This window comes from Streptomyces sp. NBC_00210 (genome assembly GCF_045160975.1).
Classification (GTDB): Bacteria; Actinomycetota; Actinomycetes; order Streptomycetales; family Streptomycetaceae; genus Streptomyces.
The window spans coordinates 6,816,288-6,840,000 of sequence record NZ_CP108120.1 but is presented as its reverse complement, the minus strand read 5'-3'; the positions used below and the strand labels follow the sequence as shown (position 1 = coordinate 6,840,000).

The window sequence follows — 23,713 nt, the reverse complement described above, 5'->3', positions numbered from 1 at the left end:
TTTCAAGCGGCTCGGGCTACGTTAGGCGTCCCGCCCAGCCGAGTCAAGTTGCCCTGCGGCGGGGGGCATGGGCCCGGTACGGGCTCACCGAGTGGTCGCCTTCGATCCAGAAGCGCCAGGGGTGGTGGGCGCCGTCGCCCCCCACTCCTGTGCGGGGGCCACTTCGTACCAGGTCAGGGGCGGGCGGTGTACCGGTCAGCAGGGACAGTGGGGCGTCGTCGCCGATGCAGAGGTCGGTGCCGTTCAGGGCGCGGTCGACGTCCAGGGCCGTGGCCAGGCGGGCCGGGCCTTTGGCCAGTTCCTTGTCGTAGCGGGCCGAGAGTCGACGTTTACGGGCGAGATCCGCGCCTACCTGGATCTCGCCGGCGCGCAGCAGGATCCCGCTCGCCGTGCCCTCCGAGCCGCACACCACATTGAGGCAGTGCCACATGCCATAGGTGAAGTAGACGTACGCATGGCCCGGCGGGCCGAACATCACGTCGTTGCGTGCCGTGCGGCCGCGGTAGGCGTGGGAGCCGGGGTCGAGCTCGCCCGCGTACGCCTCCACTTCGGTAAGGCGCAACTCGATGGGTCCGTCGTCCGTGAGGCGTGCCAGGGTGCAGCCGAGGAGTTCGGGAGCGACCTCCAGTACTGGGCGGTCGAAGAACTCCGGGGACAGCGGCGTACGGTCGGGGCTCTCGATCATGGCGTCCGAGGGTACCGGGGAACCGGCTACGGTCGTCGCGCGTATCTAGAGGTCAGAACCAAGAAGGAGTGAACATGGGCTTCAAAAAGCTGCTCGCCAGCCTGGGTGCCGGCGGTGCTTCCGTGGAGACGGAGCTGACCGAGGCGAACGTCGTGCCTGGCGGTGTTGTCCAGGGCGAGGTACGCATCCAGGGCGGTTCGGTGGACCAGCAGATCGAGGGTCTCTCCGTCGGTCTGCAGGCGCGGGTCGAGGTCGAGGGTGGTGAGCAGGAGGTCAAGCAGGACATCGAGTTCACCAAGCAGCGGCTGGGCGGTGCGTTCGTGGTGAAGGCCGGGGCGGTGCACGTGGTGCCGTTCGGTCTTGAGATTCCGTGGGAGACCCCGGTCACCAGCATCGCGGGGCAGCAGCTGCGCGGGATGAACATCGGTGTGACGACGGAGCTGGAGATCGCGCGGGCCGTGGACTCGGGCGACCTGGACCCGATCAATGTGCACCCGCTGCCGGCGCAGCAGGCCATCCTCGACGCGTTCATCCAGCTGGGCTTCCGCTTCAAGAGCGCGGACATGGAGCGTGGGCACATCCGTGGGACGAGGCAGCGGCTGCCGTTCTACCAGGAGATCGAGTTCTTCCCGCCGCAGCAGTACCGCGGGCTGAACCAGGTCGAGCTGACCTTCGTCGCGGACGACCGCGAGATGGACGTCATCCTCGAGATGGACAAGAAGCCGGGGCTGTTCAGCGAGGGCAGTGACTCGTACAAGGCCTTCCAGGTGGGGCACCACAACTTCCAGTCGACCGATTGGGCTGCTTACCTCAACCAGTGGCTCGCGGATGTCGGCGGGCGTCGCAACTGGCTCTAGGGCCAGGGGGCTTGGGGCTTGAGGCGGGCGCCTTGGGGCTTGGGCCTCGGGCTCTAGGCTCGGATCCGGCAGAGCAGCAAAGCCAGGCAGCAGGACAGCCGAATCGGAGGTTCAGACGTGACCGAGCTCAAGCAGGCGCCGCTTCCGCACGACTTTCATCCGGCGGTGCCGTCGTTCACGGTGGTGAGCGACGACATCGCGCCGGGGTCGGTGCTGAAGGACGCCCAGGTCTACGCGGCGGGCAACACCTCGCCGCAGCTGCGGTGGGAGGGTTTCCCGGCGCAGACCAAGAGCTTCGCCGTGACGTGCTTCGATCCTGATGCGCCCACGGGCAGCGGGTTCTGGCACTGGGTGCTCTTCGACATCCCGGCGTCGGTCACGGAGCTGCCCGCCGGTGCGGGCAGCGGGAAGTTCGAGGGGTTGCCCGAGGGCGCCGTTCAGGTCCGTAACGACTACGGGTCGAAGGACTTCGGCGGCGCCGCTCCGCCGGCCGGTGAGAACCACCGCTATGTCTTCACGGTGTACGCGGTGGACAGCGAGAGGCTGGGCCCCGACGCGGATGTGTCGCCCGCGGTCGTGGGCTTCAATCTGCGGTTCCACACCCTTGCGCGTGCGCAGCTCATCGGGGAGTACGAAAGTCCTTCGAAGAGCTGATCGTTCGTTTGTTGTTTGCCCTGCCCTGGTCTTGGAGAGATCAGGGCAGGGCATCTTTTATTGCGTTGTCCATCTCGGCGCGCCCGGCCAGAGTTGATCCAAGCCCAAGGCCCGCAACGGGCTGGGCCGGCGAACGGGAGGTGGGCGAGATGCGTGACACGCTGGTGCTGAATGCGAGCTTCGAGCCGCTGTCGACGGTGACACTCAACCGTGCGGTGGTTCTGGTTCTGCAGGACAAGGCCGTCGTCGAGCAGGCCCACCCCGGACTCCGTATGCGTGCCGCGGCTGTCGATCTTCCGGTGCCGCAGGTGATCAGGCTATGCCGCTATGTGCGGGTGCCGTTCCGAAGACAGGCGCCGTGGTCGAGGCGGGGTGTACTGGTAAGGGACCAGCACCGGTGCGCGTACTGCGGGAAGCGCGCCACGACTGTGGACCACGTTGTGCCGCGGTCGCACGGCGGTGCGGACAGCTGGCTGAATACGGTCGCGTCCTGCGCCGAGGACAACCACCGCAAGGCTGACCGTACGCCGGAGCAGGCGGGTATGCCGCTGCTGCACCAACCGTTCGTACCCTCTCCGGCGGATGCGATGCTGCTCGGCATGCGGGCCGGTGAGCGCACGGAGCTGCCGCAGTGGCTGGCGGTCCAGCCCGCGGCGTAGCAGAGGGCCGATCGGCGCAGCCGGTCGGTGACGAGGCCCGCCCCCTTGGTGGGGGCGGGCCTTCGTGCATCAGCGGAGCAGCAGCTGGACGATGGCGACCGTGCCGACCACCACGATCAGGACGCGCAGTGCCGTCGGCGGGAGGCGGCGGCCGATTCTGGCTCCGAGCTGGCCGCCGAGGGCGGAGCCGACCGCGAGCAGCACGACCGCCGTCCATTCGAAGTCCGCGACGAAGAGGAAGAAGAGCGCGGCGATGCTGTTGACGACGGCCGCGAGGACGTTCTTGACGGCGTTGAGGCGCTGCAGGGAGTCGTCGAGCAGCATGCCCATCAGGGAGAGGTAGATGATCCCCTGGGCCGCGGTGAAGTAGCCGCCGTAGACGCTGGCGAGCATCAGTCCGACGAACAGCAGCGGGCCGCCGTCGGGGTGCGTGGGGGTGCCGTTGCGCTCACGGCGGCGCTGGACGGCCTTGGTGATGCGCGGCTGGAGGATCACCAGCACCAGGGCGAGCGCGACCAGTACCGGCACGATCGTCTCGAACGCCGTGGAGGGCAGCATCAGCAGCAGTACGGCTCCGCTGATGCCGCCGATCGCGGCGGCGATGCTCAGGCGCAGTACACGGCTGCGCTGGCCGGTGAGTTCGGCGCGGTAGCCGATGGCCCCGCTGATCGAGCCGGGGATCAGGCCGAGTGCGTTGGAGACGGTGGCGGTGACCGGGGGCAGGCCGGTGGCGAGGAGCACCGGGAAGGTGATCAGCGTCCCCGAGCCGACGATGGTGTTGATGGTGCCGGCGCTGATGCCCGCGGCGAAGACGGCGAGCATCTCCCAGATGGTCACGCTGTGCCCCTCGATGATCGGTGCCGGATGCACCGATCATGCCTGAGAGGCCGCCGGGTCAGTCGATGGGGGGCTGTTCGCGGCGCTCCGTACCCTTGCCGCCGCCGGATGCGCCGGAGCCGCCACCGCCCATGCCGGCCATCGGGTTGAAGTTGCCCATGGCGCCGGACAGGCCCTTGAGCGCGTCGCCGATCTCGCTGGGCACGATCCAGAGCTTGTTGGCGTCGCCCTCGGCGATCTTCGGGAGCATCTGGAGGTACTGGTAGGCGAGGAGCTTCTGGTCGGCGTCTCCGGCGTGGATGGACTCGAAGACCGTACGGATGGCCTGGGCCTCGCCCTCGGCGCGCAGCGCGGCCGCCTTGGCCTCACCTTCGGCGCGCAGGATCGCGGACTGCTTCTCACCCTCGGCGGTGAGGATCTGGGACTGCCTGATGCCTTCCGCGGTCAGGATCGCGGCGCGCTTGTCACGGTCGGCGCGCATCTGCTTCTCCATCGAGTCCTGGATGGAGGTGGGCGGTTCGATCGCCTTGAGCTCGACGCGGTTGACGCGGATTCCCCACTTGCCGGTGGCTTCGTCGAGGACGCCGCGCAGGGCCGCGTTGATCTCCTCGCGGGAGGTCAGGGTCCGCTCGAGGTCCATGCCACCGATGATGTTGCGCAGGGTGGTGACGGTGAGCTGCTCGATCGCCTGGATGTAGCTGGCGACTTCGTACGTCGCGGCCCGGGCGTCGGTCACCTGGTAATAGATGACGGTGTCGATGTTGACCACCAGGTTGTCCTGGGTGATCACCGGCTGGGGCGGGAAGGGGACGACCTGTTCACGCAGGTCGATGCGGTTGCGGATCGAGTCGATGAACGGGACGACGATGTTCAGGCCCGCGTTGAGGGTGCGGGTGTAGCGCCCGAAGCGTTCGACGATGGCGGCGCTGGCCTGTGGGATGACCTGGATCGTCTTGATCAGGGCGATGAAGACCAGCACCACCAGAATGATCAGGACGATGATGATCGGTTGCATCGTGTTCCCTGTGCCCTTCGCTGCCGGATGATTCTGATGATCGAGTTTCCCAGAACACGGGCTGGTGTGGGGGGCGTTCGGCTTTCATTCGTCACATGACCACGGCGGTGGCTCCGTCGATCTCCACGACGTCGACCTGCTGCCCGGCCTCGTAGGACATGTCCGCGTCGAGTGCGCGCGCGGACCAGATCTCGCCGGCGAGTTTGATGCGGCCGCCGCTGCCGTCGACCCGTTCGAGCACAAGGGCCTGACGGCCCTTGAGCGCGTCGACTCCGCTCGCGAACTGGGGGCGCTGGGAACGGTGTCGGGTCGCGATGGGACGTACGACGGCGATGAGCGCGACGGAGACCGCGGCGAAGACAAGCACTTGGGCGACCGTGCCACCGCCGAGCGCCGCGACGACGGCCGCGGCCACCGCTCCGGCGGACAGCATTCCGAATTCGGGCATCGCCGTCAGGACGAGCGGAATGCCCAGTCCGACCGCGCCGATCAGCCACCACACCCATGCGTCGATGTCCACGTGGTCATGGTAGGTCCGCCGGTCGCGGTGGGGACAGGGGGCGATGGCGGGGTCCGGATCCGGTCAGCCGGGCCGGCAACAAGCTCTGGGTCAGCCGAGCGGGAGGCCCTGTGCACTCCAGCGCTCGCCCTTGCGCTCGACCACGAGCGGAAGGCCGAAGCAGAGCGAGAGGTTACGGGAGGTCAGCTCGGTCTCCATGGGTCCCGCGGCCAGCACCTTGCCCTGACGGATCATCAGGACGTGGGTGAAGCCGGGCGCGATCTCCTCGACATGGTGGGTGACCATGATCATGGAGGGGGCGTACGGGTCGCGGGCGAGCCGGCCGAGGCGGCGGACCAGGTCCTCGCGGCCGCCGAGGTCGAGACCGGCGGCGGGCTCGTCGAGGAGCAGCAGTTCGGGGTCGGTCATCATCGCGCGGGCGATGAGGGTGCGCTTGCGCTCGCCCTCGGAGAGCGTGCCGAACTTGCGGTCCAGGTACTCGGTCATGCCGAGCCGGTCGAGGAAGGCCCGGGCGCGCTCCTCGTCGACGGCGTCGTAGTCCTCGTGCCAGCTGGCGGTCATGCCGTACGCGGCGGTGAGGACCGTCTGGAGGACCGTCTGGCGCTTGGGCAGCTTCTCGGACATGGCGATGCCGGCCATGCCGATGCGCGGGCGGAGCTCGAAGACGTCCACGCCGCCGAGGCGCTCGCTGAGGATCTTCGCCGTGCCGGTGGTCGGGAAGAGATAGCTGGAGGCGATGTTGAGGAGAGTGGTCTTGCCCGCGCCGTTGGGGCCGAGGATGACCCAGCGCTCACCCTCCTTGACCGACCAGGAGACGTCGTCCACCAGAGCGCGTCCGTCGCGGACCACGGATACGTCCACCAGCTCCAGTACATCGCTCATGAGCGCGTTGTCTCCCCATGCAATCGTCTTGAGGTATTGGGGGCGGTTTATGCACCTGTGGGCACAGCTCCCAGGGAAAACCTACGCCACCGGTCGGGTGGCCCAGTCCCCCGGTCCGGTACCTAGGCTGGGTCCATGCTTTGCGAACCACGCTCAGGACGGCTGGCCGCATGGGGAAATGCCCTGTTGGCCGGATTTGTATCGCCGGATGACGCGGCGCTCGCCATTGTCGGCGACGACGCGGTGCACCGGGTGGAGGGGCTGCCGGGTGAGGCGGGCCCGGTCGGGCTCACGCTTGCGCTGGGGCGGCTGCGGACGCTCGGGGTGACCGGGTACCGGGTCGCGCTGCCCGCGCCGGGGCATCCGCTGGGGCTCAGCGGGCCGCCGGAGTTCAACGCGCGGGCGCTCGACGCGGAGGAGGCCGTTGTCGCGACGGGAGCGCCGTACGGGCTTGTGCCGGAGGTGCACGAGGCCGGGCCCGCGGGTGATGTGCATGTCGAGGTCGTCTGGCACTGCCTGTCGGTACGGGAGGCGCCGCCCGCGGACGTGCCCTCGCTCGGGGAGGCGGAACGGGAGCTCGCGGAGGCACTGCGGGACGCGACAGAGGTGCTGTCGCGCCTCGACGTGGCGGCGTCGGGTCCGGTGGCGGAGGCGGCGATCGACGCGTACCGGGCGCGTGCGGAACGGGGCTCCGCCGAGACGCTCGCGCCGGGGTATCCGCCGCGCGCGGTACGGGTGTTGGAGCTGGCTCAGCGAATCGGCCTGCTGATCTCGGTGGCGTACGAGAACGGCCACGGCGGGGCGGTGAGCGCGTCGGAAATCGCGGCGCGGGGTGAGGCACTGCGTCCGGTGGAACGGGTGGCGAGGCGGGCCCAGGTGGCGGCTTACAACGCGTATGTGGAGGAACGGGAGCGGGGCCGCTGACGCGGGGTCCGGCGGCTGGGGCGCCCGGGGTCCGGGGTCCGGCAGTGCGCCGGGCCCGAAGTCCGGAACGAGGCAACCCCCAGGCTGGGCCTGGGGGTTGGGGTCACACCTCGGTGGGCATCCGTCAGCCGTTGTAGCTCTCGTTACCGAAGGTCGGGTTGAGCGCGCCGATCACGTTGACGGTGTTGCCGGTGACGTTCACCGGGACGTGGACCGGGACCTGTACCAGGTTGCCGGAGACGACGCCCGGGGAGTTCGACGCCGAACCGCCCGCGTACGCACCACCGGTCGTGGCGGACGCGACGCCCGCGCCCGCGGCGACGATGCTGCCGGCGACCATGGTGAGGGCTGCGGCCTTCTTCAGGTTCTTCACTTCTCAAATCCTCCTGGGCTTCGCTGCGGCCGGCCGCCGCAGCACGCCATGGAGAACGCCGCCGAGTCGATCAGGATGCGCCGGACGAGTGACATACACCCGACAGTATGAATCTCAGGTCGGAATGGGACGGTCCACTTGGCCCGCCGCCGGCCCGGCCCAGCCTCGTCCCAGCCGCGTCCTAGCCGGTCAGACCGTGTCGTACGGCCCACAGCGCCGCCTGCGTGCGATCCGCCAGATCCAGCTTCATCAGGATGTTCGAGACGTGTGTCTTGACGGTTTTCTCGGACAGCACGAGCGCCCGGGCGATCTCGCGGTTCGAACGCCCGTCGGCGATCAGCCCGAGCACCTCCCGCTCGCGTTCCGTAAGAGTGCTGCCGCGGCCCGTGCCGCTGCCCAGGTCGTCCTGTGACAGCAGCGCGCCCGCGACCTCCGGCTGGAGCAGCACATGACCCGCGTGCACGGAGCGGATCGCGCCGGCCAGCGCCTCGGGGTCGACGTCCTTGTAGACATAACCCGCCGCGCCCGCGCGCAGGGCGGGGACCACGGTGCGCTGCTCGGTGAAGCTGGTAACGATCAACACCCTCGCAGGATTGGCCAGTTCGCGGAGCTTGCGGAGCGCCTCGATGCCGTCCATGCCGGGCATCTTGACGTCCATCAGAACGACGTCCGGCTTCAGCTCCTCGGCGCGGGCGACGCCTTCCGACCCGTCCGCCGCCTCGCCGACGACCTCGATGTCGTCCTGGACCTCCAGGAAGGTGCGCAGGCCCCGGCGCACCACCTGATGGTCGTCGACCAGCAGCACGCGGATCATTGCTTTCTCAGCCACCGGGGACCTCCATCTCGATCGTGGTGCCCTCTCCGGGCGCGGACTGCACCGTGAGCCTTCCACCGACGCCGCTCGCCCGGTCGCGCATCGAGACGAGTCCCAGATGGCGGCCGGCCCGGCGGATCGTCCGGGGCTCGAAGCCCTGGCCGTTGTCGGTGACGCTGAGGGCGACCCCCTGGCCGCGGCGGATCAGGGCCACGTCGACCTGGTCGGCACCGGAGTGCCGCAACGCGTTGTGCAGGGCCTCCTGGGCAACCCTCAGCAGCGCCTCCTCCTGGGCCGCGGGCAGGGCGCGGATGCCGCGGCTGTCGAAGGTGACCCGGGCGGTGTGCGCCCGGTCGAGGACCTGGATATGCGTACGCAAGGTGTTGACCAAGCCGTCCTCGTCGAGTGCGGCGGGGCGCAACTCCACGACCGCGGCGCGCAGTTCGTCCGCCGCCTCGGCGGCGAGCACCGCGACCTGCTGCAGCTCGCCCTTGGCGCGGGCCGGGTCGCGGTCCACCAGAGCCGCCGCGGCCTGCGCGGTCAGCCGCAGCGAGAAGAGCTTCTGGCTCACCGCGTCGTGCAGCTCATGGGCGAGACGGGAGCGCTCCTCGGCGATGGTGAGCTCCCGGCTTCGCTCGTACAGCCGGGCATTGGTCAGGGCTATCGCCGCGTGCTGGGCGAGGATCGACAGCAGTTCCTCGTCGTCCTCCGTGAAGCCGCAGCCGTCCCTGCCGGAAGTGGTCCTGGGGCAGCGCTTGTTCGCGAGGAAGAGCGCGCCGATCGTCTCGTCGCCGTCCTTGATGGGCAGGCCGAGGAAGTCGGACATGTCGGGGTGGGCGGACGGCCAGCCCTCGAAGCGGGGGTCCTTGCGGACATCGGCGAGCCGCTCGGTCCTCGCGTCACGGAGCATCGCCGCGAGGATGCCGTGCTGCCGCGGGAGCGGCCCGATCGCCTTCCACTGCGCGTCGCTGATCCCGTCGACCACGAACTGGGCGAAGCCGCCGTGGTCGTCGGGGACGCCCAGCGCCGCGTACTCGGCGTCGAGCAGCTCGCGTGCCGAGGCGACGATCGTCTTCAGCACGTCACGCACCTCGAGATGCCTGCTCATCGCGAGAAGCGCGGTGCTCACGGCCGCGAGGCCGGAGCTGGGTCGATGGCTCATGAACTCACCGTACCGGCGGGTTGTGACAGTCCGTATCGGACCGGGGACGGCAGTCGCTTAGGACTGCGGACGTAGGTCGAAGTGCCCTGGCCGGTGGGGTCCCGCGCACGAGGCGGCGGGTGGGCCGCGTTCCTAGGTTGGGATCACCGACGGGACAAGGGGATGGACACCATGGCAGTTGCGGTGATCACGGGGGCTTCCAAGGGGCTGGGGCGCGCGCTGGCTGCGGCCCTCGCCGAGCGGGGCTGGGATCTGGTGCTGGGCGCCAGAACCGCGGACGTACTGGAGAAGAGCGCGCAAGACATCGGTGCGCACGGGACGCGAGTGGTGGCGGTGACGGGGGATGTCACCGATACCCGCCACCGTACGGAGCTGCTGGCGGCGGCCCGCGGGCTCGGCGGGCTCGACCTGCTGGTGAGCAATGCGAGCGCGCTGGGCGCCGAGCCGCTGGTGCGGCTGGACGCGCTGCCGCTGCAGGGGCTGCGGGCAGCGCTGGAGACGAACGTGGTCGCCGCCCTGGGACTCGTACAGGAGGCGCTGCCGCTGTTGCGGGCCGCGGAGGCGGGGACGGTGATCACGGTCAGTTCGGACGCGGCGGCTGAGGCGTACGAGACCTGGGGAGGCTATGGGGCCTCGAAGGCGGCGCTCGACCACCTCGCGGCCGTCCTCGCGGTGGAGGAGCCGGAGCTACGGGTGTGGACGGTCGACCCGGGCGACATGCAGACGGATCTGTACGCGGCCGCGGTCCCGGCCGACGACGACCCGCGTCCTTCGCCGGAATCGGTGGTGCCGGGCTTTCTGCGCCTGCTGGACGAGCGTCCCGTCAGCGGCCGGTACACCGCTCCGGACCTGCTGGGGGCGTCCCGGTGACGGACACATCGGTGAGAGACACATCGGTGGGAGACGCATCAGTGAGCGATACATCAGGAGGAACAGCCGTGCTCGACGCCCTGCGCGTACCTGATGAGCTCTCCGCACGGGTGCCCGCCGAGGTACGCGGGTCGGGGCGGGACGACGTGCGGCTGCTGGTCTCTCACGGCACCGGCGTCTCGCACCACGCCTTCCGGGACCTTCCCGGGCAGCTGCGGGCCGGCGACGTCCTGGTGGTCAACACGTCCGCCACGCTGGCCGCCGCCGTGAACGGGCGGGTGGGCGGCGAGGCCGTCGTCGTGCATTTCTCCACGCGCGGCGACGACGGGCGGTGGGCGGTGGAGCTGCGCCGCCCGGACGGTTCGGGCAGCACCCTGCCGCGTTCCGGTGGCCCCGCGGGGGCCGTCGTACGCATCCCCGGGGGCGAGCGGCTCGTACTGGAGGAGCCGATCGCCCCCGGTGCGCAGCGGCTGTGGTGGGCGTCGGTGTCAGTGGACGTGCCGACGCTGCTGGGTCGGTACGGCCGTCCGATCCGGTACGGATACACGGTGCAGGACCAGCCCCTGTCCGCGTACCAGACGGTCTTCGCGCTCCCCTGCCCCGACGGCTCGGGATCCGCGGAGATGCCGAGCGCCGCGCGCCCCTTCACGGCCGGGTTGGTCGCGGAGCTGGTGAGCCGCGGAGTGCAGTTCGCGCCGCTCACGCTGCACACGGGGGTGGCATCGGCGGAGGCGCACGAGCCGCCGTATCCCGAGCGCTTCGAGGTGCCCGCCTCGACGGCGTGGCTGGTGAATGCCGCGCGGGCGGGGGGCGGCAGGATCATCGCGGTGGGCACGACGGCCGTACGCGCCCTGGAGTCGGCGGCACGTGACGACGGTGTGGTGCGCGCGGCCGCGGGCTGGACGGATCTGGTCATCACGCCGGGGCGCGGGGTGCGCGCCGTGGACGGGCTGCTGACCGGGCTGCACGAGCCGGAGGCCTCGCATCTGCTGATGCTGGAGGCCATCGCCGGGCGGGAGGCACTGGGCCGCGCGTACCAGGAGGCTCTGGGCCATCTCTACCTCTGGCACGAGTTCGGCGACGTCCACCTCATTCTTCCGAATGAGGGCCCTCACTCTTTGCATTGCTGGCGCAACGGATGGTGAACCCGTTTCGCGCCCGGTGTGAGCCCGGGCATAGGACGTACATCACTTACGAACGCCTCTAGTGGATACATAAAGGGCACTTGAGCGGGGACGGGGCGGTCGAAAGGGGGCTATTGGGACACCCTGATCCACTACTGCGGATAGTACGTCACACCTTTGCCAAGGCATTTTGCGGCCGCTAAGAATTGCCGACGTCGCCCGCCGAGGAGCGCAGCGCCGCCCCGGCCTGATGCGACTTCCGCTATTCGAAGAGGTATGACTGTATGTCCGCGTCCAGCACCCGCCTGACCAAGACCCACAAAGTCTCGATCGCCGGTATCGCCGCCGCCGCGGTCGCAGCACTCACGTTCTCGCTCGTCCCTGACAACGCCTCCGCCGAGGCCGAGGGCCTCGTCGCGAAGTCCGCTTCCGTGAAGACGCTGTCCGCCCAGGAGCGCGCGGCACTGGCCAAGGCCCACGCGCTGACCAAGGCTCACGCCGAGGCCGTCGCCCACGCCCAGGCCAACGCCCACACCGTCGCCAAGGCCAACGCCCACCTCAAGGCGAAGGCCCACGACATCGCCCAGGCCAACAAGAGGGCCCGCGTGCACAACGCGGCCAAGGCGCACGACATCGCCCAGGCCAACAAGAAGGCCGCTGCCAAGGCCGCCGCGAAGAAGCGCGCCAAGGCGCTTGCGGCCAGCCGTGCCGCCGCCCGCAAGCCGATCTACGCGAACAACCTCGACGGCTGGATCCGCGAGGCGCTCGACATCATGAAGAAGCACAACATCCCGGGCTCCTACGAGGGCCTGCACCGCAACATCATTCGTGAGTCCGCCGGTAACCCGAACGCCATCAACGGCTGGGACATCAACGCGATCAACGGCACCCCGTCGATCGGCCTGCTGCAGGTCATCAAGCCGACGTTCGACGCCTACCACGTCGCGGGTACGGCCAACAGCCAGTACGACCCGGTCGCCAACATCGTCGCCGCGGCCAACTACGCCGCCGACAGGTACGGCTCGATCGACAACGTCAACAGCGCCTACTGAGCAGTCGGACGTCTCACGCCTGACACGTGACGTCTGACACGGAAGGGCGGCACCCCATGCGGGTGCCGCCCTTCGGCGCGTTGCGGATCGTGCCGGTGATGCCGGCGATGCCTGTCGTGCTTACTTGCGCATGACCTCGGGCTCGTGACGGCGCAGCAGTCGCGCGACCGCGATGCCGCAGAGGACGCCGATCACCAGCAGGATGGTGATGTTCATGCCCCACTGGCCCGCCGAGTGCTCCCACAGGGGGTCCAGGTCGGTGGGCTTGTTCGGGTCCCACGGCGGCATCAGGTGCGACAGGTCGAGCGTCGCGCCCGCACCGGCGATGGCCCAGCGGGACGGCATCAGCCAGGCGAACTGCTCCAGGCCGGGCGAACCGTAGACCTGGAAGAGGATGCCGGTGAACACGACCTGGACGATGGCGAACATGACCAGCAGCGGCATGGTCTTCTCTGCGGTCTTCACCAGCGAGGAGATGACCAGGCCGAACATCATCGAGGTGAAGCCCAGCGCGATGACGACGAGGCAGATCTCGACGGCCGGCGGCATGATCAGGCCCTCTTCGGGCAGCTCGCGGGTGGCGAAGCCGATGCCGCAGATGATGACGCCCTGGATGGCCGTGATCACGCCGAGGACGATCACCTTGGACATCAGATACGCCGAGCGGGCCAGGCCGGTGGCCCGTTCCCGTTCGTAGATGACCCGTTCCTTGATCAGTTCTCGTACGGAGTTGGCCGCGCCCGAGAAGCACATGCCGACCGCGAGAATCAGCATGATCGTGCCCGCGTCGCCGTTGAACTTGCTCGGCGGCGTGGGCGGCGCGAGGCCGAACTTCGCCGGGATGACCACGCTGACCAGGCCGAGGACCGCGGGCAGGATGACCATCAGCCCCATGAAGCCCTTGTCGGAGGCGATGACGGAGGAGTAGCGGCGGATCAGCGTCCACAGCTGTGAGCCCCAGCTCTGCGGCTTCGGCGGGCGCATCTGCTGCGGCGACGGCATGTTCACCGACTGCGCAGCGACGGCGTCGATGTCGGCCGCGTACATCTGGTAGTGCTGCGAACCGCGCCAGCGGCCCGCCCAGTCGTAGTCGCGGTAGTTCTCGAACGCCGAGAAGACATCGGCCCAGGTGCTGTAGCCGAAGAAGTTGAGTGCCTCCTCGGGCGGGCCGAAGTAGGCCACCGAGCCGCCGGGGGCCATCACGAGGAGCTTGTCGCAGAGCGCCAGCTCGGCGACGGAGTGGGTGACCACCAGGACCGTGCGGCCGTCGTCGGCGAGGCCGCGCAGCAGCTGCATGACGTCGCGGTCCATGCCGGGGTCGAGGCCCGAGGTGGGCTCGTCCAGGAATATCAGCGACGGTTTGGTCAACAGCTCCAGGGCGACGGAGACGCGCTTGCGCTGACCGCCGGAGAGCGAGGTGACCTTCTTCTCCTTGTGGATGTCGAGCTTGAGCTCGCGCAGCACCTCGTCGATACGGGCCTCGCGCTCGGCCTCGGCGGTGTCGCCGGGGAAGCGGAGCTTGGCCGCGTACTTGAGCGCCTTACGGACCGTGAGCTCCTTGTGCAGGATGTCGTCCTGCGGAACCAGACCGATGCGCTGGCGCAGCTCGGCGAACTGCTTGTAGAGGCTGCGGTTGTCGTAGAGGACGTCGCCCTGGTTGGCGGGCCGGTATCCGGTGAGCGCCTTGAGCAGGGTGGACTTGCCGGAGCCCGAGGGGCCGATGACGCCGATCAGCGACTTCTCCGGTACGCCGAAGGAGACGTCCCGCAGGATCTGCTTGCCGCCGTCGACCGTGACCGTGAGGTGGCGGGCGGAGAAGGAGACCTCGCCGGTGTCGACGAACTCCTCCAGCCGGTCGCCGACAAGACGGAAGGTCGAGTGGCCGACGCCGACGATGTCGTTGGGGCCGATGAGTACGGTGCCGGACTTGGCGATCGGCTGACCGTTGACGTACGTGCCGTTGTGGGATCCGAGGTCGCGGATCTGGAAGCGGCCGTCGGGGGTCGCCGTGAACTCGGCGTGCAGACGCGAGACTTGGAGGTCGGAGACGACCAGTTCGTTCTCGAGCGCACGGCCGATGCGCATCACGCGGCCGAGGTCCAGCTGGTGGAAGGTGGTCGGGCTGCGGTCCCCGTACACCGGCGGGGCCCCCGCGACACCGCCCGCGCCGCCCGGTCCCTGCTGGTGCGGGATCTGTGCCTGCGGCTGCCAGGCCTGCTGCGGCTGCCCTGCCTGGGGCTGCTGCCAGCCCTGGTTCGGCTGCTGCGCCGGGGCCTGGGCCTGCTGATTGACCGCCTGCTGCTGGGGCGCGGCGCCCTGGCCGCTGTACGCACCGGCGCCTGCCGCGGCACCGGAGAGGTTCAGCCGGGGGCCGTCGGTGGCATTGCCGAGGTGCACGGCGGAGCCGGGGCCGACCTCCATCTGGTGGATCCGCTGGCCCTGCACGTATGTGCCGTTGGTGCTGCCGTGGTCCTCGATCACCCAACTGCGGCCGCCCCAGCTGATGCTGGCGTGCCGCCACGAGACCCTGGCGTCGTCGATCACCAGGTCGCCCTGCGGATCACGTCCGAGGGTGTATGACCTGGACGGATCGAGGGTCCAGGTCCTTCCGTTCAATTCCAGTACGAGTTCCGGCACTCCATGCCCCACTAGTTGTCCCCCGACATACCCCCATTGCAGGGAGTCTAGGGATGGCGAACATCGTGAGGAACTATTTCAGGCCCGGTCGTGTATCCGAAAGTCGGGCCATGTGAAGACCGCGGCCGGGATGACCGTTGACGAAGGAGAAACACGCCCGGAGAGTAGTAAGCGCCCATGAGTGCGTACGGATCATGCGCGAGTGGGGGTAACTGGGTCAAACCCAGCAGGGATCGGGGGGTCCGATGGATGCGAGCGGCAGCACCGGCAAGGTGCCGTGGGGCGACGTGGTGCTGGCGTCGGTCGCCGCGGTGAGCTGGGCGCTGGTCGGGATGGCGGGCGCGGCGGCGCTCGGACTGCATCTGCTGGGCGCGGATTCGGCGGCTGCGCTCGGGCCGATGACCGCGGCGGCGGTGGTGCTCGCGGTGGGCGGATCGGTCACTCCGACAGGTGAAGTGTCCGCGTTCGGGCTGGAAGGTGCACAGGCGCGGACGGCCGTCGACATCACGCCACTTGGGGTGGGCCTGGTCGGGGCACTGCTCCTTGCGTACTTCTTTCTACGTTCGCTGCGCCGCGCGGAGCCGTATATCTCGGGGGGTGAACTCGCCGCGCGGGCGGCCGGGGTGGTGGTTCTGTTCGTCGCGACCGTCGGCGGGTTGGCGTGGGCAGGTCACGACGTGATCACGATCGACGGAGCGAAGCTCGGTCTTGACGATCTGCCGGGCGGGGGCGGGGGCGGCATCGAGGTGCCGGGGCTCGGCGACATCGAGGGGCTGCTGCCGGACCGGCTCGGAGATCTGGTGGACGCGAAGGCGGCGGTCGGGTTCAGCGTGAACACCGCGGATTCGTTGGCGGGTGCCCTGTTCTGGGTGCTCGGGGTGCTGGTGATTTCACTGCTCGCCTCGCGGCGTATGCCCCTGCCGCGCGGCGCGGTGTCGGCGGCGCTGAAGCGGAATGTACGGCCGGCGGCGTCCGCGGTCGTGGCGGTGCTGCTGGTCGCGGTGCTCGCGGGGTATGCGGCTGCGGGGTACGCGGCTGCGGGCGACGACAGCCCGAAGCGCATTGCGGGCGCTGCACTGCTCGGCGCTCCCAACGGGGTGTGGCTCGGGGTCCCCCTCGGTCTCTTCGTGCCGTGGGACGGCCAGGCGAAGGGTGAGCTGGCGAAGGTGCTGCCGGATCCGCTCGACGAGCTGTTACGGGTCTCGGCCGACGAGCCGGCGACGGTGGGCAGGCTGGCGGAACTGGACGGGCGGGTGTGGCTGCTGGCGGTCGCGGCGGCGGTGATGATGCTGTACGCGGGCGTGCTCGCCGCGGCGCGCACGCCCCGGGGCGGGCTGCGGGCGCCGGCCTTTGCGGGGCGGTGCGCGGTGCGGCTGGCCGCGGTGACGGCGTTGGCGCTGCCGCTGCTGGTGTGGCTGACGGATGTCTCGGCGGCCGCGTCGCTGTCGGTGCTGGGCTTCGACGCGTTCGGCGCGGGGATCGAGCTGCACGGGTCGCTGGGGGTGGCGCTGCTGCTGGGGGCGGTGTGGGGAGCGGGTGCGGGGGGTGTGGGGGCGCTGCTGGTGTACGCGACGCGGGGTGAGCCGGCGCGGGCCGTGCCGGTCGCTGCGTCCGAGGCGGAGCTGCCGGGGCCGTACCGTCCGGCGCCGCCGTACCGCCCGTCGAACGATGCGACGAATCCGTATCTGCGGCTCCCTCCTGAAATCCACGGCGCCCCGACGATGGCGAGCCCGCTGGCTCCGCCCCCGCTCCCACCCCCGCCTGCGGACCCGGAGGACGGCCCGCCGCCACCGGACAGGCCGCGGAGGGGCGGCTGAGGAGCGGCTGAGGAGCGCGCAGCCGGGACCGGAGCCGGGGGCCACAGCCCCAGAGCCGCCCCACGGGGTCCGGGGCCCGGCCCCGGTGGTGTCCGGCAGGCGGGACAGGGCGGCTGTCCCGCCTGCCCGCCAGATACGGTGGAAGCACCATGAGCGCTTCGCAGACCTCCGACGTACGCACCCTTCTCGTCAAGATCTTCGGGAAGGACCGTCCCGGGATCACCGCCGGGCTCTTCGACACCCTCGCCGCCTACTCCGTCGATGTCGTCGACATCGAGCAGGTCGTCACCCGGGGCCGCATCGTGCTGTGCGCCCTCGTCACCGCCCCCACCGTCGGTGAGAGCACCGAAGGGGACCTCCGCGCCACCGTCCACAGCTGGGCGGAGTCCATGAAGCTGCAGGCCGAGATCATCTCGGGCACCGGCGACAACCGCCCCCGCGGCAGCGGACGTTCGCACGTCACTGTCCTCGGGCACCCGCTGACCGCCGAGTCGACCGCCGCCATAGCGGCCAGGATCACCGCGACCGGGGGCAACATCGACCGGATCTTCCGGCTCGCCAAGTACCCGGTCACGGCCGTCGAATTCGCGGTGTCCGGTACCGAGACCGAGGCCCTGCGCACCGTACTGGCGACCGAGGCCGCCGGGATCGGTGTCGACATCGCGGTCGTGTCGGCCGGGCTGCACCGCCGGGCCCAGCGCCTGATCGTCATGGATGTGGACTCGACCCTCATCCAGGACGAAGTCATCGAGCTGTTCGCCGCACACGCGGGCTGCGAGGACAAGGTCGCCGAGGTCACTGCCGCCGCAATGCGCGGGGAGCTCGACTTCGAGCAGTCACTGCACGCCCGCGTCGCGCTGCTCAAGGGGCTCGACGCCTCGGTCGTCGACAAGGTGCGCGCCGAGGTCCGGCTGACTCCCGGCGCCCGCACCCTGATCCGTACCCTCAAGCGCCTCGGCTTCCAAGTCGGCGTCGTCTCCGGCGGGTTCACCCAGGTCACCGATGACCTCAAGGAACGCCTCGGTCTTGACTTCGCCTCGGCGAACACGCTGGAGATCGTGGACGGAAAGCTCACCGGTCGCGTCACCGGCGAGATCGTGGACCGCGCGGGCAAGGCCCGCCTGCTACGCCGGTTCGCCGCCGAGGCAGGCGTACCGCTGGCCCAGACCGTTGCGATCGGCGACGGTGCGAATGATCTGGACATGCTCAACGCGGCCGGTCTCGGCGTCGCCTTCAACGCCAAGCCGGTCGTGCGCCGCGCCGCCCACACCGCGGTCAACGTGCCGTTCCTGGACACCGTCCTCTACCTGATGGGCATCACCCGCGAAGAGGTCGAGGCCGCGGACGGCGAGGGCGAAGAACACTGACCGGACACTGCTGACCCGACGCAGTACAAGGCCCCGGCGCGCAGACTTCGCGCCGGGGCCCGTTTTTCGGCAGACGAGGCTGTTACGCGTGCGGCGCCCAGTATTCGAGCAGCGTGCCCACGCCGTGCTCGACGGACTTCCAGGAGCCGGAGAAGCCGACGACCGCGAACGCCGCAGCCGGGAAGCCGCTCTGGGTCATCCGCGCCAGCGTGTCGCCCTCGGCCTTGCCCGCAAGCGCGTCCGCGAGCGCGTGCACCCCGGGGTTGTGGCCGATCACAAGCAGATCGTTGACCTCGTCCGGGGTCTCGTTCAGCAGCGCGATCAGCTCGCCGAGGGAGGCTTCGTACAGCCGCTCCTCGTACACCGTCTTCGGGCGGTGCGGCAGCTCGTGCACCGCCAGCTTCCACGTCTCGCGCGTTCTGCTCGCGGTCGAGCACAGAGCCAGATCGAAGGCGATACCGGAATCGGCCAGCTTGCGGCCGGCCACCGAGGCATCCATGCGGCCGCGCTCGGCGAGCGGGCGGTCATGGTCGGACATCTGCGGCCAGTCGGCCTTCGCATGCCGGAGGAGCACAATCCTGCGGGATTCAGGGGATCCGGGGGCAGTCCCCGCGGAAGACACGGCGTCGCTCATGCACCCCAGCTTCGCATGAAATGCGCCAGCGGGCGCGGGGTGTTGACGGGCTCCCCCATGACGGGTGAATCACTCACCGGGACAGGGTCTGCTGGATACGCTCCAGGATCTGCCCCACCGCGGGCTCGCCGCCCGCGGCCTGCGCCTGGGCGGGGTCCGCGATCAGCACGAGCAGCACGACGAAGGCGAGCATGGGCAGTGCCACGGCCCACCACGGCAGCCGGATGTCGACGCTGCCCGCGGCCTTGCCGGTGGACGGGGTGTGCGTGTGGGCCGACATGGCCGCCTCCGGGGCTCCGTAGGTCTGCGGTCTGATGCTTCAAACCTACGGATCATGGGCGGCCGGGCCCATCCGGTGACCCACCCACTTCACCCTGAGCCTGACCCCCTAGGGGATGGTGGTGCCAGCACCACCATGAGGGCCGCGGAGCGCCGAACGCCCGCTTCAGGGCGAGGCGATGGACGCGATGATCGCGATCACGACCGTGACGGCGATCATGGCTCCGAAGACATAGAGGAGCTTCTTCTGGCCATTCTGGGGGTTCGGGTCGAGCACAGGCATGCAGCCAGTCTCGCACCTCAGCATTCGTCCTCGATCGTCCGGTCCCGCCCGGCCAGCACACCGACCGCGATCTGCGGCACGATCAGCCCCGCCATCAGCGCGATCGGCAGCTCCCAGCCGCCGCTGTGCTGGTAGAGCACGCCCACCAGCAGCGGGCCCGGGATGGAGATCAGATAGCCGGTGGACTGCGCGAAGGCCGACAGGCGCACGACTCCGGCCCCGGTCCTGGACCGCATGCCGATCATGGTGAGGGCGAGCGGGAAGGCGCAGTTGGAGATGCCCAGCAGCAGGGCCCACGCCCAGGCTCCGGCGGCCGGTGCGAAGAACAGGCCCGTGTAGCCGGTCAGTCCGCACAGGCCGAGGGCGACGACGAGCGGGCCCTGGGTCTTCATCCGGGTGGCCAGCCGCGGGATGACGAAGGCGAGCGGCACGCCCATCACCATGGTCACGGCGAGCAGCACCCCGGCCGTGCCCGCCGAGACCCCCGCGTCACGGAAGATCTGCGGCATCCAGCCCATGGTGATGTACGCGCCGGTGGCCTGGAGGCCGAAGAAGCAGCCGAGCGCCCATGCGGTGCGGCTGCGGGTGACCCGGGGCTCGGGGCTCTGCCCGGCGCCGGGCCGTGCGACGCTGCGCGCAGCTGCGCCGCGATCACCGGCCAGGCCGATCCAGGGCAGTACGGCGAGGGCGGCGAGGACCGCCCAGACCCCGAGGCCGACCTGCCAACTACCGCCCAGCGCCTCGGTCATGGGCACGGTCGCGGCCGCGGCGACGGAGGTGCCGAGTGCCAGCGCCATCGAGTAGAGCCCCGTCATGGAGCCGACGCGATCGGGAAAGTACCGCTTGACGATCACGGGCATCAGGACGTTGCTGACGGCGATGCCCATGAGGGCAAGCGCGCTGGCGGCCAGAAAGCCCGCCGTGCCGCCCGCGAAGGGGCGGATCAGCAGGCCGGTCGCGATGGCGGCCATGCCCGCGCAGACGACGGCGCCGGGGCCGAAGCGGCGGGCGAGCCGCGGCGCGGCGATCCCGAAGATCGCGAAGCAGAGCGGCGGCACCGAGGTGAGAACGCCGGCCACGCTGCCGCTCATGTGCAGTCCGACCCGGACCTCTTCGAGGAGTGCGCCGAGGCTGGTGATCGCGGGACGGAGATTGAGTGCCGCGAGGACGATGCCGACGATGACGAGCCGGGTGAGCCAGAGCCGTGGGGCCGGGACATCCACGGCGGTACGGTCCGTTGCGGCGGGGCTCAGCGTGTGCGTCTGGGTCCGGGTCTCGTCGGGCATGAGAGCCATCATAGAATCATGGGATGATTGATTGTCCAATCGTCCACTCGTCTTGTACGCAAGGAGCACGATGTCGCTGACCTCCCCCCGGCGTTCGGGGCTCACCGACCAGGTGATCGCACAGCTGCGGAACCAGATCACCTCGGGCGAGTGGCCGGTCGGTTCCCGCATCCCGACCGAACCGGAGCTGGTCGAGCAGCTCGGGGTGGCCCGTAACACCGTCCGCGAGGCCGTCCGCGCGCTCGCGCACAACGGGCTGCTGGACATCCGGCAGGGCTCGGGGACGTACGTCGTGGCCACAAGTGAACTGGCGGGCGTGATGCACCGCCGCTTCGCCGACGCAAGCCCGCGACACATCGCCGAAGTGCGCTCGACCCTCGAGTCCTCGGCCGCCCGGCTGGCCGCGCAGCGGCGTACGGACAAGGACCTGGGGCAGCTCGACACGCTGCTCGCCCGGCGCGACGAGGCGTGGCAGGCGGGCGACGCGGAGCAGTTCGTCGCCGCGGACTCGACCTTCCATATGGCCGTCGTGGCGGCCTCCCACAACGAGGTGCTCACCGAGCTCTATGCCGACCTCGGCGATCTGCTGCGGGACTGGCTGCGCGACGACGTGGGCCGGGAGCTGGGCCCGGAGAACGCCATGGACCATGCGCGGATGGTTGCGGCGATCCGGGCGGGCGACGGAGAGGCCGCGGCCGCGGAGGCGGCGAGCTACCCGTTCATGTGCCTGCGGAGTCCCGCTGGGGCTGATGGCTGACCCACACCGAGCTGATCTCCTTCCAGCAGCGGTCGGTGAGCTCGGTGTACCCGGCGGGGGCGATCTCGACGGGCGCGCTGTCCACGTCGATGTCCCACCAGCGGGCGCACTCGATGTGCAGCTGGACACGGTCGGTGGCGGGGTAGGGGTTGTGACAGTAGGCGGTGGCCCGGGAGCCGTCGATGACCGTACGGCAGTCGGCCTCGAAGGCCTGGGGCTTGGGCTCGGGCTTCGGCTTGTCGCGGTGCTGCTGGGAGACGGCGAGCGGCGCCGTCCACAGCGTGACCGTCACCGCGGCCAGTGCGGAGGCATAACGCCAGGTCGGACGCACAAGCGGGACCTCCTCGGCCGTACTGCGGCCGGGTGGGCCGCGGCTGCACCACAAGGGGGATTGCCTCTCCAGCGTCGCCGCCCGCGCGCCGCGGCGCGCGCTTTGGCGGCCGAACGGGCGACGCCCCGCTCCCCGCGCGCTGCGGGGAACGGGGCGTCGTCGACGTACGCCGCTCGGGGCCTTGGACACCGTCGAGGCCGCGCCGGACGCAGGTCCGGGGCGGCCGCCTCACGGTGCCAACGCCTAAGACGTGCTAGGCACCCATCATGTGTACGCCGCCGTCGACGTGGACGATCTCGCCCGTGGTCCGCGGGAAGAAGTCCGAGAGCAGACCCACGACACCGCGGCCGGCCGGCTCCGGGTCGGCCAGGTCCCAGCCGATCGGGGCCCGGTGGTTCCAGACGTCCGCGAGCTCCTCGAAGCCCGGGATGGACTTCGCGGCAATCGACTTGATCGGGCCGGCCGCGATCAGGTTGCAGCGGATGTTCTTGGCGCCCAGGTCGCGGGCCAGGTAGCGGTTGGTGGACTCGAGCGCCGCCTTGGCCACGCCCATCCAGTCGTACTTCGGCCACGCGATCGTCGCGTCGAAGGTGAGACCGACGACCGAGCCGCCCCGCTCCATCAGCGGCAGGCAGGCCATGGTCAGCGACTTGTAGGAGTACGCGGAGACCTGCACCGCGGTCGACACGTCCTCCCAGCCCGCCTCCAGGAAGTTGAAGGCGCCCTGCGGGCCGAAGGCGATCGAGTGCACGATGCCGTCGAGGCCCGAGTCGTCGCTGGAGTGCTCGCGGATCTTGTCCGCGAGGGAGTCCAGGTGCTCCTGGTTGGTGACGTCGAGCTCGATGACCGGGGCGGGCTTGGGCAGCCGCTTGGCGATGCGCTCGACGAGGGTGAGCCGGCCGAAGCCGGTGAGGATGACCTCCGCGCCCTCCTCCTGCGCCACCTTGGCCGCGTGGAAGGCGATGGACCCCTCGGTGAGGACGCCCGTGACGAGAATGCGCTTGCCGGCGAGGATTCCACTCATGGTGATCAGTGACCCATGCCCAATCCGCCGTCAACGGGGATGACGGCTCCAGTGATGTACGAGGCGTCGTCGGAGGCGAGGAAGCGCACCGTTGCGGCAATCTCCTCCGGCTGCGCATAGCGGCCGAGCGGCACCTGCGAGACGATGCCCGCACGCTGCTCGTCCGTGAGCGCCTGAGTCATGTCGGTGTCGACAAAGCCGGGTGCGACGACGTTGAACGTGATGTTCCGCGAGCCCAGCTCACGGGCGAGGGAGCGGGCGAAGCCCACGAGACCGGCCTTGGAGGCGGCGTAGTTGGCCTGCCCCGCCGAGCCCAGCAGCCCCACCACGGAGGAGATCAGCACGACACGGCCCTTCTTGGCGCGCAGCATGCCGCGGTTGGCGCGCTTGACGACCCGGAAGGTGCCGGTGAGGTTGGTGTCGATGACGGAGACGAAGTCCTCCTCGGACATCCGCATCAGCAGCTGGTCCTTGGTGACACCGGCGTTGGCCACCAGCACCTCCACCGGACCGTGCTTGTCCTCGATCTCCTTGTAGGCCTGCTCCACCTGCTCGGCGTCGGTGATGTCGCACTTGACGGCCAGGAAGCCGGCCGGCGGCTCGCCGGAGCGGTACGTGATCGCGACCTTGTCGCCGGCATCGGCGAACGCGCGGGCGATGGCGAGGCCGATGCCCCGGTTTCCTCCGGTGACGAGAACCGAGCGGCTCAACGGATCACCCTTTCGATAGCGGTCTGGTACCTCGGAAACCTATCGGTCCTGTCCCTCTCGCGGAGAATCGGGCCCTGACAGCGCCTTCATCCAGTCACTGTCGGGTCCCTACAGAATGGCGCTGGGCAATCACGCCCCCGGCGCGACATGATCAGGGCGA

General features: G+C 69.8%; 26 protein-coding genes. 10 read left to right on the top strand and 16 right to left on the bottom strand.

What is annotated here, in order from left to right; all coding sequences use genetic code 11:
• Window positions 1-43 precede the first annotated feature (43 nt).
• The gene (locus OG729_RS30945; RefSeq protein ID WP_405809180.1) at window positions 44-685 is read right to left on the bottom strand and encodes a DNA-3-methyladenine glycosylase; all 642 of its coding nucleotides are present in this window, start codon (window positions 683-685) and stop codon (window positions 44-46) included.
• A 74-nt stretch (window positions 686-759) separates the two neighbouring features.
• Between OG729_RS30945 and OG729_RS30940 the strand changes: the two genes are divergently transcribed.
• The 3 genes from OG729_RS30940 (at window position 760) to OG729_RS30930 (ending at window position 2,855) form a co-directional block, all read left to right on the top strand.
• A complete protein-coding gene (locus tag OG729_RS30940) occupies window positions 760-1,542 on the top strand; it encodes a sporulation protein (RefSeq protein WP_360879630.1) in 783 nt (260 codons plus the stop codon).
• A 117-nt stretch (window positions 1,543-1,659) separates the two neighbouring features.
• On the top strand, window positions 1,660-2,196 hold the full coding sequence (locus OG729_RS30935; protein WP_405809178.1) for a YbhB/YbcL family Raf kinase inhibitor-like protein: 537 nt from the start codon (window positions 1,660-1,662) through the stop codon (window positions 2,194-2,196).
• 149 nt (window positions 2,197-2,345) lie between these two features.
• Entirely contained in the window at window positions 2,346-2,855 is a 510-nt protein-coding gene (locus tag OG729_RS30930) for an HNH endonuclease (RefSeq protein ID WP_360879624.1), read from the top strand.
• Window positions 2,856-2,924: 69 nt separating this feature from the next.
• Here the strand turns inward: OG729_RS30930 and OG729_RS30925 are convergent, their stop codons facing one another.
• The 4 genes from OG729_RS30925 to OG729_RS30910 form a co-directional block, all read right to left on the bottom strand.
• Window positions 2,925-3,692 carry a sulfite exporter TauE/SafE family protein gene (locus tag OG729_RS30925; RefSeq protein WP_360879620.1) on the bottom strand — a complete coding sequence of 256 codons (768 nt, stop codon included), beginning with the start codon at window positions 3,690-3,692 and terminating at the stop codon, window positions 2,925-2,927.
• Between the two features lie 58 nt (window positions 3,693-3,750).
• Window positions 3,751-4,707 carry an SPFH domain-containing protein gene (locus tag OG729_RS30920; RefSeq protein WP_360879617.1) on the bottom strand — a complete coding sequence of 319 codons (957 nt, stop codon included), beginning with the start codon at window positions 4,705-4,707 and terminating at the stop codon, window positions 3,751-3,753.
• Between the two features lie 91 nt (window positions 4,708-4,798).
• A complete protein-coding gene (locus OG729_RS30915; RefSeq protein ID WP_360879614.1) occupies window positions 4,799-5,227 on the bottom strand; it encodes an NfeD family protein in 429 nt (142 codons plus the stop codon).
• A 90-nt stretch (window positions 5,228-5,317) separates the two neighbouring features.
• Window positions 5,318-6,109: an ABC transporter ATP-binding protein gene (locus OG729_RS30910; RefSeq protein WP_360879611.1), complete on the bottom strand. Its 792-nt coding sequence runs from the start codon at window positions 6,107-6,109 to the stop codon at window positions 5,318-5,320.
• Between the two features lie 135 nt (window positions 6,110-6,244).
• Here OG729_RS30910 and OG729_RS30905 point away from each other — a divergent pair, with 135 nt between their 5' ends.
• Entirely contained in the window at window positions 6,245-7,033 is a 789-nt protein-coding gene (locus OG729_RS30905; RefSeq protein WP_360879608.1) for a hypothetical protein, read from the top strand.
• Window positions 7,034-7,157: 124 nt separating this feature from the next.
• Here the strand turns inward: OG729_RS30905 and OG729_RS30900 are convergent, their stop codons facing one another.
• The 3 genes from OG729_RS30900 to OG729_RS30890 all read right to left on the bottom strand — a co-directional run bounded on the left by OG729_RS30900 (window position 7,158) and on the right by OG729_RS30890 (window position 9,382).
• Window positions 7,158-7,406 (bottom strand): chaplin, encoded by a 249-nt coding sequence (locus tag OG729_RS30900; protein WP_360879605.1) that lies wholly within the window; start codon window positions 7,404-7,406, stop codon window positions 7,158-7,160.
• Between the two features lie 181 nt (window positions 7,407-7,587).
• Window positions 7,588-8,220: a response regulator transcription factor gene (locus OG729_RS30895; RefSeq protein WP_360879642.1), complete on the bottom strand. Its 633-nt coding sequence runs from the start codon at window positions 8,218-8,220 to the stop codon at window positions 7,588-7,590.
• Window positions 8,221-8,227: 7 nt separating this feature from the next.
• On the bottom strand, window positions 8,228-9,382 hold the full coding sequence (locus tag OG729_RS30890; RefSeq protein WP_405809175.1) for a GAF domain-containing sensor histidine kinase: 1,155 nt from the start codon (window positions 9,380-9,382) through the stop codon (window positions 8,228-8,230).
• Between the two features lie 171 nt (window positions 9,383-9,553).
• On the opposite strand from OG729_RS30890, the gene OG729_RS30885 reads away from it, so the two are divergent.
• The 3 genes from OG729_RS30885 (at window position 9,554) to OG729_RS30875 (ending at window position 12,428) form a co-directional block, all read left to right on the top strand.
• Window positions 9,554-10,252 (top strand): SDR family NAD(P)-dependent oxidoreductase, encoded by a 699-nt coding sequence (locus tag OG729_RS30885; protein ID WP_405809173.1) that lies wholly within the window; start codon window positions 9,554-9,556, stop codon window positions 10,250-10,252.
• A gap of 41 nt (window positions 10,253-10,293) precedes the next feature.
• Window positions 10,294-11,397, top strand: coding sequence for an S-adenosylmethionine:tRNA ribosyltransferase-isomerase (locus tag OG729_RS30880; protein WP_405809172.1), 1,104 nt, complete (start codon window positions 10,294-10,296; stop codon window positions 11,395-11,397).
• 263 nt (window positions 11,398-11,660) lie between these two features.
• Window positions 11,661-12,428, top strand: coding sequence for a transglycosylase SLT domain-containing protein (locus OG729_RS30875; RefSeq protein ID WP_360879592.1), 768 nt, complete (start codon window positions 11,661-11,663; stop codon window positions 12,426-12,428).
• Between the two features lie 120 nt (window positions 12,429-12,548).
• Here the strand turns inward: OG729_RS30875 and OG729_RS30870 are convergent, their stop codons facing one another.
• Window positions 12,549-15,077, bottom strand: a complete 2,529-nt coding sequence (locus OG729_RS30870; protein ID WP_405809170.1) for an FHA domain-containing protein — start codon at window positions 15,075-15,077, stop codon at window positions 12,549-12,551.
• Window positions 15,078-15,310: 233 nt separating this feature from the next.
• Between OG729_RS30870 and OG729_RS30865 the strand changes: the two genes are divergently transcribed.
• Window positions 15,311-16,882, top strand: a complete 1,572-nt coding sequence (locus OG729_RS30865; protein ID WP_405809168.1) for a streptophobe family protein — start codon at window positions 15,311-15,313, stop codon at window positions 16,880-16,882.
• A 149-nt stretch (window positions 16,883-17,031) separates the two neighbouring features.
• The gene (gene serB, locus OG729_RS30860; RefSeq protein ID WP_360879583.1) at window positions 17,032-18,249 is read left to right on the top strand and encodes a phosphoserine phosphatase SerB; all 1,218 of its coding nucleotides are present in this window, start codon (window positions 17,032-17,034) and stop codon (window positions 18,247-18,249) included.
• An 82-nt stretch (window positions 18,250-18,331) separates the two neighbouring features.
• Here serB and OG729_RS30855 read toward each other — a convergent pair whose 3' ends face one another.
• From OG729_RS30855 to OG729_RS30840, 4 genes are all read right to left on the bottom strand, one after another.
• Entirely contained in the window at window positions 18,332-18,883 is a 552-nt protein-coding gene (locus OG729_RS30855) for a histidine phosphatase family protein (RefSeq protein ID WP_360879579.1), read from the bottom strand.
• Window positions 18,884-18,956: 73 nt separating this feature from the next.
• Window positions 18,957-19,163: a hypothetical protein gene (locus OG729_RS30850; protein WP_360879576.1), complete on the bottom strand. Its 207-nt coding sequence runs from the start codon at window positions 19,161-19,163 to the stop codon at window positions 18,957-18,959.
• Window positions 19,164-19,328: 165 nt separating this feature from the next.
• Window positions 19,329-19,445, bottom strand: coding sequence for an SGM_5486 family transporter-associated protein (locus OG729_RS30845; protein WP_360879573.1), 117 nt, complete (start codon window positions 19,443-19,445; stop codon window positions 19,329-19,331).
• 17 nt (window positions 19,446-19,462) lie between these two features.
• Window positions 19,463-20,731, bottom strand: coding sequence for a CynX/NimT family MFS transporter (locus OG729_RS30840; RefSeq protein ID WP_405809165.1), 1,269 nt, complete (start codon window positions 20,729-20,731; stop codon window positions 19,463-19,465).
• Window positions 20,732-20,801: 70 nt separating this feature from the next.
• Here OG729_RS30840 and OG729_RS30835 point away from each other — a divergent pair, with 70 nt between their 5' ends.
• The gene (locus OG729_RS30835; RefSeq protein ID WP_405809163.1) at window positions 20,802-21,488 is read left to right on the top strand and encodes a FadR/GntR family transcriptional regulator; all 687 of its coding nucleotides are present in this window, start codon (window positions 20,802-20,804) and stop codon (window positions 21,486-21,488) included.
• On the opposite strand, the gene OG729_RS30830 is transcribed toward OG729_RS30835, so the two are convergent.
• The 3 genes from OG729_RS30830 to fabG form a co-directional block, all read right to left on the bottom strand.
• On the bottom strand, window positions 21,451-21,819 hold the full coding sequence (locus OG729_RS30830) for a hypothetical protein (protein WP_405809162.1): 369 nt from the start codon (window positions 21,817-21,819) through the stop codon (window positions 21,451-21,453). The two genes, OG729_RS30835 and OG729_RS30830, sit on opposite strands and share 38 nt — an antisense overlap.
• 253 nt (window positions 21,820-22,072) lie before the next feature.
• A complete protein-coding gene (gene fabI, locus OG729_RS30825) occupies window positions 22,073-22,843 on the bottom strand; it encodes an enoyl-ACP reductase FabI (RefSeq protein WP_360879560.1) in 771 nt (256 codons plus the stop codon).
• 5 nt (window positions 22,844-22,848) lie between these two features.
• Entirely contained in the window at window positions 22,849-23,553 is a 705-nt protein-coding gene (gene fabG / locus OG729_RS30820) for a 3-oxoacyl-[acyl-carrier-protein] reductase (protein WP_360879557.1), read from the bottom strand.
• Window positions 23,554-23,713 lie beyond the last annotated feature (160 nt).

Excerpts from the sequence above, each read along its gene's own strand:
- OG729_RS30845 (WP_360879573.1), bottom strand. The coding sequence starts at position 19,445 with ATGCCTGTGCTCGACCCGAACCCCCAGAATGGCCAGAAGAAGCTCCTC.
- OG729_RS30890 (WP_405809175.1), bottom strand. The coding sequence starts at position 9,382 with ATGAGCCATCGACCCAGCTCCGGCCTCGCGGCCGTGAGCACCGCGCTT.
- OG729_RS30930 (WP_360879624.1), top strand. The coding sequence starts at position 2,346 with ATGCGTGACACGCTGGTGCTGAATGCGAGCTTCGAGCCGCTGTCGACG.
- OG729_RS30910 (WP_360879611.1), bottom strand. The coding sequence starts at position 6,109 with ATGAGCGATGTACTGGAGCTGGTGGACGTATCCGTGGTCCGCGACGGA.
- OG729_RS30835 (WP_405809163.1), top strand. The coding sequence starts at position 20,802 with ATGTCGCTGACCTCCCCCCGGCGTTCGGGGCTCACCGACCAGGTGATC.
- OG729_RS30875 (WP_360879592.1), top strand. The coding sequence starts at position 11,661 with ATGTCCGCGTCCAGCACCCGCCTGACCAAGACCCACAAAGTCTCGATC.
- serB (WP_360879583.1), top strand. The coding sequence starts at position 17,032 with ATGAGCGCTTCGCAGACCTCCGACGTACGCACCCTTCTCGTCAAGATC.
- OG729_RS30920 (WP_360879617.1), bottom strand. The coding sequence starts at position 4,707 with ATGCAACCGATCATCATCGTCCTGATCATTCTGGTGGTGCTGGTCTTC.
- OG729_RS30885 (WP_405809173.1), top strand. The coding sequence starts at position 9,554 with ATGGCAGTTGCGGTGATCACGGGGGCTTCCAAGGGGCTGGGGCGCGCG.
- fabI (WP_360879560.1), bottom strand. The coding sequence starts at position 22,843 with ATGAGTGGAATCCTCGCCGGCAAGCGCATTCTCGTCACGGGCGTCCTC.
- OG729_RS30940 (WP_360879630.1), top strand. The coding sequence starts at position 760 with ATGGGCTTCAAAAAGCTGCTCGCCAGCCTGGGTGCCGGCGGTGCTTCC.
- OG729_RS30850 (WP_360879576.1), bottom strand. The coding sequence starts at position 19,163 with ATGTCGGCCCACACGCACACCCCGTCCACCGGCAAGGCCGCGGGCAGC.
- OG729_RS30865 (WP_405809168.1), top strand. The coding sequence starts at position 15,311 with ATGGATGCGAGCGGCAGCACCGGCAAGGTGCCGTGGGGCGACGTGGTG.
- OG729_RS30905 (WP_360879608.1), top strand. The coding sequence starts at position 6,245 with ATGCTTTGCGAACCACGCTCAGGACGGCTGGCCGCATGGGGAAATGCC.
- OG729_RS30945 (WP_405809180.1), bottom strand. The coding sequence starts at position 685 with ATGATCGAGAGCCCCGACCGTACGCCGCTGTCCCCGGAGTTCTTCGAC.
- OG729_RS30895 (WP_360879642.1), bottom strand. The coding sequence starts at position 8,220 with ATGATCCGCGTGCTGCTGGTCGACGACCATCAGGTGGTGCGCCGGGGC.
- OG729_RS30855 (WP_360879579.1), bottom strand. The coding sequence starts at position 18,883 with ATGAGCGACGCCGTGTCTTCCGCGGGGACTGCCCCCGGATCCCCTGAA.
- OG729_RS30840 (WP_405809165.1), bottom strand. The coding sequence starts at position 20,731 with ATGCCCGACGAGACCCGGACCCAGACGCACACGCTGAGCCCCGCCGCA.